This is a genomic window from Psychroserpens luteolus, from assembly GCF_021032705.1.
Classification (GTDB): domain Bacteria; phylum Bacteroidota; class Bacteroidia; order Flavobacteriales; family Flavobacteriaceae; genus Psychroserpens; species Psychroserpens luteolus.
The window spans coordinates 637,803-650,725 of record NZ_JAHVXI010000002.1 but is presented as its reverse complement, the minus strand read 5'-3'; the positions used below and the strand labels follow the sequence as shown (position 1 = coordinate 650,725).

Annotated in this window: 13 protein-coding genes; 5 read left to right on the top strand and 8 right to left on the bottom strand. The window is 31.8% G+C overall.

The window, feature by feature from the left end; genetic code table 11:
• Window positions 1-2 precede the first annotated feature (2 nt).
• From KWG70_RS08630 to KWG70_RS08610, 5 genes are all read left to right on the top strand, one after another.
• On the top strand, window positions 3-1,013 hold the full coding sequence (locus tag KWG70_RS08630) for a glycosyltransferase (RefSeq protein WP_230935601.1): 1,011 nt from the start codon (window positions 3-5) through the stop codon (window positions 1,011-1,013).
• Window positions 1,003-1,971 carry a CdaR family protein gene (locus KWG70_RS08625; RefSeq protein WP_230935600.1) on the top strand — a complete coding sequence of 323 codons (969 nt, stop codon included), beginning with the start codon at window positions 1,003-1,005 and terminating at the stop codon, window positions 1,969-1,971. The genes KWG70_RS08630 and KWG70_RS08625 overlap by 11 nt, the downstream gene beginning before the upstream one ends.
• The gene (gene coaE / locus KWG70_RS08620) at window positions 1,968-2,567 is read left to right on the top strand and encodes a dephospho-CoA kinase (protein WP_230935599.1); all 600 of its coding nucleotides are present in this window, start codon (window positions 1,968-1,970) and stop codon (window positions 2,565-2,567) included. The genes KWG70_RS08625 and coaE overlap by 4 nt, the downstream gene beginning before the upstream one ends.
• Window positions 2,568-2,630: 63 nt before the next feature.
• Window positions 2,631-4,205: a sensor histidine kinase gene (locus KWG70_RS08615; protein ID WP_230935598.1), complete on the top strand. Its 1,575-nt coding sequence runs from the start codon at window positions 2,631-2,633 to the stop codon at window positions 4,203-4,205.
• Window positions 4,206-4,208: 3 nt separating this feature from the next.
• On the top strand, window positions 4,209-4,919 hold the full coding sequence (locus KWG70_RS08610) for a response regulator transcription factor (RefSeq protein WP_230935597.1): 711 nt from the start codon (window positions 4,209-4,211) through the stop codon (window positions 4,917-4,919).
• A 71-nt stretch (window positions 4,920-4,990) separates the two neighbouring features.
• Here KWG70_RS08610 and KWG70_RS08605 read toward each other — a convergent pair whose 3' ends face one another.
• From KWG70_RS08605 to KWG70_RS08570, 8 genes are all read right to left on the bottom strand, one after another.
• The gene (locus KWG70_RS08605) at window positions 4,991-5,182 is read right to left on the bottom strand and encodes a cold-shock protein (protein ID WP_230935596.1); all 192 of its coding nucleotides are present in this window, start codon (window positions 5,180-5,182) and stop codon (window positions 4,991-4,993) included.
• A gap of 88 nt (window positions 5,183-5,270) precedes the next feature.
• A complete protein-coding gene (miaA, locus tag KWG70_RS08600) occupies window positions 5,271-6,185 on the bottom strand; it encodes a tRNA (adenosine(37)-N6)-dimethylallyltransferase MiaA (RefSeq protein ID WP_230935595.1) in 915 nt (304 codons plus the stop codon).
• Window positions 6,175-7,005, bottom strand: coding sequence for an ion transporter (locus tag KWG70_RS08595; protein ID WP_230935594.1), 831 nt, complete (start codon window positions 7,003-7,005; stop codon window positions 6,175-6,177). The genes miaA and KWG70_RS08595 overlap by 11 nt, the downstream gene beginning before the upstream one ends.
• Window positions 7,006-7,027: 22 nt before the next feature.
• Window positions 7,028-8,992 carry a DUF3857 domain-containing protein gene (locus tag KWG70_RS08590; protein ID WP_230935593.1) on the bottom strand — a complete coding sequence of 655 codons (1,965 nt, stop codon included), beginning with the start codon at window positions 8,990-8,992 and terminating at the stop codon, window positions 7,028-7,030.
• 6 nt (window positions 8,993-8,998) lie between these two features.
• Window positions 8,999-10,360 carry an exonuclease domain-containing protein gene (locus KWG70_RS08585; RefSeq protein WP_230935666.1) on the bottom strand — a complete coding sequence of 454 codons (1,362 nt, stop codon included), beginning with the start codon at window positions 10,358-10,360 and terminating at the stop codon, window positions 8,999-9,001.
• A gap of 12 nt (window positions 10,361-10,372) precedes the next feature.
• Window positions 10,373-11,035: a YggS family pyridoxal phosphate-dependent enzyme gene (locus KWG70_RS08580; protein WP_230935592.1), complete on the bottom strand. Its 663-nt coding sequence runs from the start codon at window positions 11,033-11,035 to the stop codon at window positions 10,373-10,375.
• A gap of 3 nt (window positions 11,036-11,038) precedes the next feature.
• A complete protein-coding gene (locus KWG70_RS08575) occupies window positions 11,039-12,277 on the bottom strand; it encodes a DUF1015 domain-containing protein (RefSeq protein WP_230935591.1) in 1,239 nt (412 codons plus the stop codon).
• On the bottom strand, window positions 12,278-12,919 hold the full coding sequence (locus tag KWG70_RS08570; protein WP_230935590.1) for a M23 family metallopeptidase: 642 nt from the start codon (window positions 12,917-12,919) through the stop codon (window positions 12,278-12,280).
• Window positions 12,920-12,923: the final 4 nt, after the last annotated feature.

Sequence of the window (12,923 nt, the reverse complement as noted above, 5' to 3'; positions counted from 1 at the left end):
GTATGAAAGCATTACAATTTTCCTTTATAATTCCTGTATTTAATAGACCAGATGAAGTACAGGAACTCCTCAGTAGTTTTAGTAGTTTGGATGGCGATTTGTCGTTTGAGATTGTTATTGTAGAAGATGGTTCTAGCATTGATTGCAAAACTATAGTTGAAAATTTTGATGATTTAAATATTGCATATTACTACAAGGAAAATTCTGGGCCTGGAGATTCCAGAAATTACGGAATGCAAAAAGCTAATGGGAACTACTTTATCATTTTAGACTCTGATTGTTTATTACCTAAACAATACTTGACCATTGTAAGTAACTACCTATCCTCTAATTTTGTGCATTGCTATGGAGGTCCAGATGCAGCTCATAGCTCTTTTACAGATTTACAAAAAGCTATAAACTTTGCCATGACCTCCTATATAACAACCGGAGGTATACGCGGAGGACGTATCTCTGGCGATAAATTTCAACCTCGAAGTTTCAATATGGGGCTATCAAAGGAAGCCTTTTTAAAATCTGGAGGCTTTGGTGTGATTCATCCAGGTGAAGACCCCGATTTATCTATAAGGTTAAATGATTTAGGTTATAATACGATATTAATTAATGAAGCTTACGTTTATCATAAACGACGAATTTCTTGGAAAAAATTCTATCAACAAGTTCATAAGTTTGGCTTAGTAAGACCAATACTTAATAAATGGCATCCAAAAACATCACGTTTGACGTATTGGTTTCCTACATTGTTTACAATAGGTTTTATTGTTTCTATTGTATTGTTCTTATTAAATTATCAATTCTTTTTGAGTGTTTATATCGTCTATCTTGTATTAGCCTTTATTCTCGCATTTACCCAAACATTAAGTCTTAGTGTAGCTATTCAATCAATTTTGGCTATTTTTATTCAGTTCTTTGGTTATGGTTATGGATTTTTAAAATCTACGTTTGCCATTTCGATTTTAAATAAGCATCCTGAACAAAGATTTCCTAAATTATTTTTTAAAAATGCTAAATAGTATAAAACTAAAATTAGGGCAGTCAATTAGAAACAAGAAATTAAATGTTTTTGGGCTTTTCTTTTTAATAGCATTTTTAATTTTAGTGGTGACCAAACTTTCAGAAAATTATGTAGAAACAATTCCTCTTAGTATTGAGTATAAAAACTTACCAGAGACTAATGTTATTACATTAGATAGTATTCCTAAGGTGAATGTGACAGTGTCTACACATGGATTTAATTTGTTCTCATATTATTTTTATGATAAGACCTATGTATTAGATTTTGAAAATAGTACTGACATAAAAGATAATACGTATCTATGGGTTGCCGAAAAAGGGAGATATGCGATTAAAGAACAATTTGGAAATTCAGTTGAAATTGTTTCGGTAAAACCAGATACGTTAGTATTCCCGTTTGGAAAATTAAGCACTAAAAAAGTACCAGTTATCCTAAAATCGAAGATCAATTTTCGCAGTGGATATGATGCCTTAAATGAGATAGAGCTTATTCCAGATTCTGTTAAAGTTATTGGTGCTGAAGAGGAAATTTCTGAAATAGAATTTATTGAAACCAAACCTTTTGATTTAAGCGATGTAAAAACTAATATAAATACTTTGGTCGATTTAGAATTCGTAAAAGCCTCAAAGCATTTGAAGCTTTCAGCAGAAAAAACAAGGATTAAAGCAGAGGTCGACAAGTTTACCGAAGGAACATTCAAAATTCCGATCACTATATTAAATAAGCCTAACAAAAAGGACATCAATTTTTTTCCGAAGCATATAACAGTCTCATATTATATTAGTTTGAAAGACTATAAGCATGTCACACCAAATGACTTTAAGATTGAGTGTGACTATAATGAAGTTATAAAATCTGGAAAACCATATTTCACACCTAAATTAATTGTCAATTCGAATAAAGTTAAGTCTGCAAAAATGAAGCAGAATAAAGTAGAATATATAATCATTAAATGACGATAGTAGGACTTACAGGAGGTATAGGTAGTGGTAAAACTACAGTTGCAGCTTTTTTTGAAGCCTTAGATGTTCCCGTTTATATTGCAGATGTAGAAGCAAAACTACTTATGGCAAGATCTAAAGTAATTAGGCGCAAACTCATTGCTCTTTTTGGAGAAGAGGCTTATGTAGACAATGAACTTAATAGAGCGTATATTGCATCGAAAATCTTCAATGATAAAACATACTTAGAAAGAATGAATGCTATAGTGCATCCTAAAGTAGCTTCACATTTTAAAAGATGGATGACTAAACAAAAATCTGAATACGTTATTAAAGAAGCAGCAATTATTTTTGAACAAGGTAAAGAAGAACAATACGACTTTATTATTACAGTTACTGCAGATATTGAAGAACGCATTAAACGTGTTATCAAGCGAGATAATAGCAGTCGATCAAAAATCATGGCCATTTTAAACAATCAAATGAGTGATCAAGAAAAAATAGAAAAGTCTCATTTTGTGATTGTTAACGATGATTTAGAAGATGTGAAAAAACAAGTTCAAAAAATTCATCAATCTATCCTTAAAAAAATCAAAAAACGCCAATTTTAACATATTTGTTAATGTAAGGTTAAATGGCAATCGTTCTAAATGTTAAAATACTAAATTTGAACGATGGGCAAAAAGCTATTCATTTTATTGGTGGTTTTGATGAGTTTGTCACTCATCGGCATCATTTTCGTTCAAGCATTTTTTATTAATAATACCTTAAAAAACGAGGAAAAACAATTTACGTCTGACGTAATTCGATCTCTAAGTTTAGTGTCTAAAGCGATAGAAGATAAAGAACTTCTAAGTTACGATAGACTATATAAAGAGGTAACTAAAAATGGTCGAACACCTGATACAACAGAAATCAAGCAACTCTTGATTTATGATTCTTTTGATGAAGATACAAATCAGGCGATTCGATTTAAAAATGCCATTGCGGAAGAAAGCTTTAAAGTGCCATCATTGTTCTTTGACATTGGTACAGACAGTATAAACATAAGTAGGTTTACTAATATAAGTGAAACTAAAGTTTATGACCGCAGTCCTATAGATGGTAAAATTAGCTTAAGCCCAACACAAACCTTCAGAGATTATAGTACAATGGATGATTTAGGTCGTAGTTTTTACAAAAAAAACTATCGAGCTGTATATAAAAATTATCCAATTTACAAACGTATTACTAACGATGAAGTCTCAGATTTCTTGCAATCGCAGTTTTCTATTAATGGTATAAAAACAGCTTTTGAATATGCGATTTTTGATAAGGATTTATCTACAAAAATTAGATCAGATAATTTCGAATTGAATCCTGAATCAACTATTGGAATTCCAGTTTTCTTAGATGATAAAGGAAGAAGTAAATATTCACTCTATGTAGATTTTCCAGAGCGAAGAAAGTATTTGTTGTCTTCTATATTAGGAATGATTGTATTATCTATCATCTTTACATCTATAATCATTTTGGCCTATTCAAGCGCCATTTATCAATTAATTAGACAGCGTCAAATTTCTCAAATAAAAACAGATTTTATAAACAATATGACGCATGAGTTTAAGACACCAATTGCGACAATAAATTTAGCTTTAGACTCTATTAGAAACCCAAAAATAATAGGAGATCAAGATAAAGTCATGCGCTACTTGAAAATGATTAAAGATGAAAATAAGCGAATGCATGCTCAAGTAGAAAATGTATTGCGAATTTCTAAGTTAGAAAAAAATGAACTTAATATTAGTAAGGAACGTGTGAAGTTACACGACCTAGTTGAAGATGCAGTGACTCATGTAGAATTGATAGTTGAAGATAGGAAAGGCTATGTTAAGACGCATCTAGAAGCAGATAAATCGTCAGTTTTGGCTAACGAAACTCACTTTACAAATGTGATTGTCAATATTTTAGACAATGCTATTAAATACAGTGATAATGCTCCTAAAATTGATGTTTATACTGAAAATGTTGGCAATAATGTTCTACTTAAAATTTCAGATCAAGGAAATGGAATGTCTAAGTTAGTTCAAAAGCGAGTGTTCGAGAAGTTTTATAGAGAACACACTGGAAATGTACACAATGTAAAAGGTCATGGTTTAGGTTTGGCATATGTTAAACGAATTGTAGACGACCATCAAGGTCATATATCAGTAGAAAGTGAAAAGGGAAAAGGTAGCACATTCACAATAAAGCTACCATTAATATCATAAATTATGGAAGAGCAAAATAAGAAAATACTTTTAGTAGAAGACGATCCAAATTTTGGAACTGTTTTAAAAGATTATTTAAATATGAACGACTATGATGTGGTTCATGCTAAAAACGGAATGGAAGGTTTCGAAAAATTCAAAAAGGATGATTACGATCTGTGTATCTTGGATGTAATGATGCCTTACAAAGATGGATTTACTCTAGCCAAAGAGATTAGAGAAAAGAATACCGATGTACCGATTATTTTCTTAACAGCCAAGGCTATGAAAGAGGATGTGCTTAAAGGTTATAAAGTAGGAGCAGACGACTATTTAAATAAGCCATTTGATAGCGAAGTACTTTTAATGAAGATCAAGGCGATCATGCAACGAAAGGCTACAGATACAATTGCAGATAGTAAGCAATTTGAATTCAAAATAGGAAGATTTGATTTAAACTCTAAATTACGTTTCTTGAAATTTAATGGTAAAGATCCTATTAAATTGTCTCCAAAGGAAAATGAATTGCTTCGTATGCTAGCATTACACGAAAATGATTTAATGCCTCGTGAATTAGCGTTAACCAAAATATGGAGAGACGATAACTACTTTACATCACGTAGTATGGATGTATATATCGCTAAACTAAGAAAGTATTTAAAGTTAGATGAAAACGTTGAGATTTTAAATATTCATGGTGAAGGCTTTAGATTAGTAGTTAATCAAGATGCTTAAACAAACGTAATAAAAATAAGAAAAGCCAATCACTAGTGATTGGCTTTTTTGTTTAAAAAAATATCGAAATATTATACAACTTTTACGTTAATTGCGTTCAATCCTTTTTTTCCTTCAGTTAAATCAAAATCAACTGCATCTCCTTCACGAATTTCATCGATTAAACCTGAAATATGTACAAAATGTTCTTTGTTGTTTTCATCTTCAGTTATAAATCCGAATCCTTTAGAATCGTTGAAGAATTTTACTGTACCTCTACTCATAATATATATTAGATTATTTTAAGCTGCGAATGTAGGTCTAATTAACTGAAAACAAGCATTTTTATGATTTATTTCAAAACAAATTAATTTAAACTAATTTTATACCTCTCATCAGGGCTTCAATAATGTCTTCAGTAGGTGTACTGTAATCAAACCAAAGCGTATCTTCATTTTTTTTAAACCAAGTGAGCTGCCGTTTTGCAAAGCGTCTCGTATTCTTTTTTATTTCTGAAATGGCAAAATTCAAATCCCATTCTCCATTCAAATACTTAAATAATTCTTTATAGCCAACCGTGTTTAAAGCATTAAGTTCCTGCTTAGACTGTAAGCTTTTGACCTCGTCAATTAACCCTTCATCTATCATTAAATCAACTCGTCTATTAATTCTATCATATATAATAGCTCGATCGGCTGTTAAACCAATTGTAATTGTTTTAAAGGCTCTCACTTTATCCTTGCCTTTTAAAAAGGAAGAGTAGGGCTTTCCGCTAGATAAGCATACCTCCAAAGCTCTTATCACACGTTGCGGATTATCTATAGCAATTGATTGATAAGCTTTTGGGTCTAACTGTTTTAACTGAAATTGTAAGACTTCAAGTCCGTCGGTTTGTAGTCTAGTATTAAGTTGCTCTCTTATGGCTATATCAACCTTCGGCAAATCATCTAAACCTTTTGTGACCGCATTGACATATAACCCAGAGCCACCAACCATAATAACTACTTGATGTTCTTCATGAAGTGTTTTAAGTAAGGCAATAGCGTCATTTTCAAAAGCACCAACATTGTAATAATTCTCTACAGATAAATGTTTAATAAAATGATGTGGAGCGGCTGCTAATTCTGATGGCGTTGGCGCTGCAGTTCCAATTTGCATTTCTTTGTAGAATTGTCTAGAATCTGCCGAGATGATTTCCGTATTAAAATAATTAGCTAGTTTAATACTAAGTGCTGTTTTTCCTATGGCAGTAGGACCAACAATAGATATTAAATATTTATTCTTCATTTAAAATATTACCACAATTATGGCAAAAGTGAGCACCATCGCGGTGATTACCGGCTAAACAGTTTGGGCAGGATTGTGTGTTTGTGTGTACATCATGCTTTTTTATTTTTGTCATTTCAGATGAAACGATTCCAGTTGGTATAGCAATAATCCCGTAACCCATTATCATAATTAAGGATGCAATGAATTGACCTAAAGGTGTTGCGGGAGCAATGTCTCCATAACCTACAGTAGTTAAGGTAACAATAGCCCAATAGACACTTCTAGGAATACTTGTAAATCCACTACCTTCTTCACTTTCAACCAAATACATGACTGTACCTAAAATGATACAAAGAATGATCACGAATGAAAGAAAAACGGCAATTTTTGCACGACTCGTTTTTAAGGCGCGAACAAAATTTGTTGAAGCACCTATATAGCGAGTAAGTTTTAAAATTCTAAAGACTCGTAATAGTCGTAAAGCTCTAAACGCAACAAATGAACTAGAACTTACAAAAAAGAATGATAGATACATAGGTATTGTAGATAAGAGGTCTACAATGCCATAGAAACTAAAAACATACTTCCATGGTTTTTTAACAGTGATGACCCTAGCAATATATTCTATAGAAAATAAAATAGTAATAATCCATTCAGAAACAACAAGAAAGTTATGATATTTTGTATCAATACTATTAACACTTTCTAGCATAACTAAAATAATGCTAGTAAGAATAACAATAAGGAGAACCACATCAAATAATTTTCCAGCAGGTGTATCTGCTTCATAAATTATTTCATGAAGTTTTTTTTGCCACTTTGATGTTAGGTTGTTCATTAATTCAAAAATACTAAAAAGTTTATTGTTTTTTCTCTAAAACAATAAGTGCGTTGTTTTGGATATCTATAACCTTAGACATTATTTCTTTAAGAGCTTCATAATAATTTGGAGCGTAAGTAGCGCGATTGAATGATAATTTGAAATATAGTAGAACTTCGTTGTTTGTTTTTTGTGCAGAAAAGAGTACTGATGCTTCTCTTCCTGGCAGCACTAGGTTTGTGTTTTCAGGAATCTCTAGGATATTATATGCTTCATCTACATTAATTTTTATTTTATAAATGTAAGTATCCTTATAGCCAAAATCTATTGGATAACTACGCTGTTGAAGTCTGAAAGGGTTCTTCTTGAAAAATTTAAATAATATAGGGTTAAAGTATACATTGTTACCTATTAGTTCTGCAGTGTTTTGAACATCAAATTTAGTGATAAACTTTTTTGATGTTTTGTCCTTTATAGATACTTCAAAGTTTGAAATATCAACAAAATCGTATTCATTTTTGAAGGCATTGATAAATTTTTCTTCATCTTCAAAATAACTTTCCTTTATTGGTAAAGCATGATAACCTGTGGTCTCAAAATCTATGCTTGCTGTTACATTTTGATCCTTATCAATATTTAGAACATAGCTGTATTGCCTTAGGCTTGTATCCTCTATATTTAGTTCATACCAAGAACTCCCTTTTTCAAAACTCAAAACCCTCCCATATTGATTAAGGCATCTAAATGGGATTTCGCCAAAGGAAATATATTTGCTGGTTGCATCGAGCAAATAGGTTTTTCCATCTATTTCTGCTTTTATAATAAGATAGTTGAAATCAGAAATTACGGGATAATATGTAGTTATAAAACCATTTTCTCTTGTAGAAATAATTATGGGCTTTACATTAATACCTACATCATCTAATAATCTAAAAAGCAGCGCATTTATTTCGCCAGAACTGCCCGATTTATTTTTCAACAAACTTTCAATGGATACATCATGAAACATTTCGTAATTACCGTCCCAATTAAAATTTGATTGAACATATTTTAAAATGGTTTTTGCTTTCAATAAACTATCGCTAATCGCGATAATCTCATTAGAAAGTGTATTCTTGAATTTATCTTTTTTAGCTATTTCTTTTCCAAAACTGGTTTCTGTTAATATTTCATTGTCAATAGTCTCCCATGACTCGGTAAAATGTTTTAATCCTTTTTTATATACACCCTTATAGGTTTTTAGTTCATACTCTATTCTAGCGAGATAGTTGTTTTTTGTAGTCATGTAATCTTCCTTGATGAATGCAGGAATGTCCTTCATAACGTATTTATTTTTAACGCAATCTGTTCTTGAGTATTTAGATATTTGATAACAAAAAGACTCAGTAATTGTCTCGTTAGTTGATAATTTTTGGGCTCCAACGAGTTTCACATGATACTCCCAAGGAGCAGGTATACTAGTATTATATTCGCTATATAATTTGGGGATTTCTTCTTGAAAGTTCCATTCTTTATACTTAAATATAAATGGAGAAATAATTTTGTAGCTATAGACTATTACTGAACCTGCTTTAACTTTAGGAAAAGCAATCTTTAGGATGGTATGATTATCGTCATAATTTTCTTCAAAAATCGATATTTTCTTTAATTTAGTTTTTACAATCTGATTGTCTTCAATATTATAGATTGTAGCTTTAATGTTTTTAACCTTTTCTTTATCACCCTCATTGTTTTTATATAATACTATTGAGACATCAGCATTATCATAACCATTTTGATTAAAAATTTTGAGTTTTTTTATTATTTCAGAATGAATACCATTGGTTTTATGGTAAAAATAACTGTTGCCTTCCTCTCTAATTATTAATGCATTGGCAGTAGAATCTTTTTCAAACACCTTCAACTTTAAATCTGCTTTAGTAACGTCAAAACTTTCAGAGTTAAATTTTGATTGAGCAGTAGCGGTAAAAAAAAGCAGAAGTAAAATATGACTAATATATTTCATATACTATTAAAGTGAAATTGTCTTAACCTTCTTGTTTCGCCTTAAATAGCTTTGTATGATGTGCTGCGTGTCTCTATTATTTTCCATAGGCGTAATTATAGATTCAAGGACTTCGATAGTATTAATCTGGTGATTGAGGTCATAAAAGCCTAAGCCTTTAAAGACACCATTTTCTATATAAATCACACTTTTTTCATCAATGTCCCGACCTTGATCGATAATGACCATATTTTTATTTTCGTAGCTATTTTTTGAAATGAGCTCATGAACACGCTTGTTATAGTCTTCTGGAGATTCTTCGTTAAGACATGCGCCATTACAACTTTTAATGGTGTAGTTGAAACAATTTGATTTCGTAGGATATAATCCTGTTAATTTTTGACAAAGGCCATAATGCTCCATAACTTTAAACATGAAACTTTTAGCACTTTGCATATTGCTAAACGTGGTGATAGGTTTTTCTTTAGCGTTTGTTTTATCAATTTTTAAATTGATATAGCCGTTTTCGTCAATAAAATGATATAAAGCATGAGTAAATATAGTTCTTCTTAATGCTCTGTTATACAAGGGTTTGTTTCTTTTTATTTCTTCGCTTTCCTTTAGTAATGCAACTAGTTCACTACCTGTTGCTTCATAGGTCACAGACTTAGCTAAGAGTTGTAGTTTTTTTGACTTGGTGCTATTATTCGTAAAATGCTGATTGATACGATGCTTGATATTTTTACTTTTTCCAATGTATATGATTTCACCATTTTCATCATGAATGTAATAGACACCTGTAATGGATGGTAACTTATCAATAATTACGCGGTGGTTATCATTAAGACGTTTGATGATTTCCGTTTTTATATTGTCTTTTATGATGTGTTTATCCAAATCTTTTGACAGTAACATTTTAAAAAGCTTTACTGTTGCCATAGCATCACCATTGGCTCTATGTCTATCACTAACAGGAATACCAAGAGCACGCGTTAATTTGCCTAAACTATATGAAGGTTGATCTGGAATTAATTGCTTCGAAAGTTCTACTGTGCATAATGTTTTTCGCTTAAAGCCAAAGCCTAAACGCTTAAACTCTGTTCGTAAAATTCTATAATCAAATTGTGCATTATGGGCAACAATAATACAATCTTCAGTAATTTCAACAATACGCTTGGCTACTTCATAGAACTTTGGCGCACTTTTAAGCATATGGTTGTTTATACCAGTTAGATTAACTACAAAGGGTTGGATTTCTCGTTCAGGATTGACCAAACTAATAAATTTGTCAAGGACTTGATGGCCATCAAATTTATAAATAGCAATTTCTGTAATACCTTCTTCATTGTATTTTCCTCCAGTGGTCTCTATGTCTAAAATTGCGTAGATATCTCTCTGTTTTTAATTTGAATAATTACGACTGCCAAATATACTACTTCCTACACGAATCATTGTACTTCCGCAGTCAATCGCTAATTGATAATCTCCACTCATACCCATGCTTATAATTTCAATTGAATGCTGTATGCTTTTTAATTCATCAAACGTCGTTTTAAGTCTCTTAAACTCTTGTTCAATCTGTGAATTGTTAGTAGTAAATGTTGCCATTCCCATAACACCACTAATGTTAACGTTGTTTAATTGTGAAAATTCTTCTGATCTCAATAATTCTTTTGCATGGCTTAAAGACATACCAAATTTACTGTCTTCTTTAGCAATTTTAATTTGAAGTAAACAATTAATAATCCTGTCATATTTTTTAGCTTGTTTATCAACTTCCTTGAGCAATTTCAAACTGTCTATACCATGAATTAAATGTACAAACTCAGCCATGTATTTCACCTTGTTGCGTTGCACATGACCAATCATATGCCATTCAATATCATTGGGCATTTGCTCATATTTCTCAACCATTTCTTGGATTTTATTTTCTCCAAAAATCCGCTGACCAGCGTTGTAGGCTTCCATTAGGTCACTTACAGGCTTGGTTTTTGACACGGCAACAAGCGTGACATGTTCGGGGAGTTGAGAGTTTATTTTATTTAGGTTGTCTTGTATGCTCATTTTTTAAAATTCGTATATCGTAACACCGCTTCTTAATTTAGGCTCAATAAATGTACTCTTTGGTGGCATTTTGAGTCCGTCGTCAGCAATATGCTTCATTTCATTAATATCTACAGGAACCATACCAAAACCAACAGCAAATTCGCCATTGTCAATACGATCTTTTACATTAATGATGTCTTTCTTTCCGTTGATATAATCAATACGTACGTCGTTTCGTAAATCATCAATACCTAAAATGGGTTTGAGAATAGTATTGTATAAGATCTGAGGATCTAGAGCATCCAAAGAGGTTTTGAAATTGTATAACGATTTTCTTAGGTATAAGGAATAGAACTCACCATCAAGATACATGCTGAAATGATGCTTTTTAGATGGTTTGTATGGCATAATACCTCTATTTTCTATTCTGAAAATGGTATCTAATTCAATTAAAAATTCTTCTTTTGTAAGACCATTTAAATCTTTAACCAGTCTATTGAATTCATGAATGCGTAATTCAGATTCAGGTATAAGAAAGGTCATAAATTGGTTATAAGATTCATCCCCTTTATGGTTTGGATTATTGTTTTTTTCGTCTTTGTATAATAAATAAGACGACGCAGAGCGATGATGCCCATCGGCTATGTAAATGGTCGACATCTTTTCAAACTCATTTTTTACGATCTCAATGAGGTTTGGATCATCTAGTTTCCAAAGATAGTGTGTATCTCTGTAGGTGGTAGTGAATTCAAATTCTGCGCGCTCCTTCTGTGTTTCAGTAATAATTGTTGAGATGACCTTATTGTCAGGATAGGTAAGAAGCACAGGCTCTGCATTAAAACCTACAGTTTTTAGGTAATCTTTAAAAATACGTTCTCGATACTCTATGGTATCTTCATGCTTTTTGATAATGTCATTTTCATAATCTTCTGCACTAGCGGCTGCCACAATTCCATTAAATACTTGATGATCTCTATCTACAATCTTGTATATGTAAAAAGAGGGTGTTTTATCATGTACAAATACATTATCTTCCTTAAATTCTAAATAACGGTTTCTTACCAGAGTATAGCGTTCGGTACCAGTAATTTCTCTTGCGTACTTATAACCTGGATTCACAATATGTAAAAATGAAAAAGGATTATAATCTAAGCGAGCTTCACGTTCAGCTTGTGTATAGGTTTGGTAAGAGCGAGAAGCCACCAAACTCACTTTATCTCGTGTAGGTCGAACTGCTTTAAATGGAAGTATTTTTGCCAATTAGTTTCTGTTTTTATTTATAAAATCTGTAGGGTCTAAATATCCTGTTGTATCAGAAGAATATCCAGGACCAATACTTAAGCCAACCGAATCCCTTAACTCTAAATGCAAATGAGCAAGGTAGTTGCCATTGCAGTTACCAATAGTAGCAATTTGCTCACCTTTTTTTACGAATTGATTTTCAGATACTAAAATAGTATCACAATGCGCATATAAAGATTCGTATAGTTTGTTGTTATGCAAATGCACTATTCTAACAATATTACCCCAACCACCTTCATAATCTTTCACTTCACTAATATAACCATTTGCTAAAGAATATATTGGATCTCCTAGGTCAGTATTTCCACCACCAACACCATTCCAATCATCACCCAAATGATTATTTTCTTGAAATTTTTGAGCATTGTAATAACCACGAGCATTGGGCTTACCAACTGGAAAGTCAAAACCGTCCGAATTGTAATTTGATCGATCTTCGAAGAGTTTATGATAGTCTGTTTTTTGCTCAGCAACCAAAACGGAATCTTGTTTACTATCTATTTCATCTGCAGTGATCACTGGTTCAGATGTTGTCTTGTTGTCTTGTTTGCAGGCCACTGCCCAAAAAAAGATAACACCACAAATAAACAAATGCCTCATACAA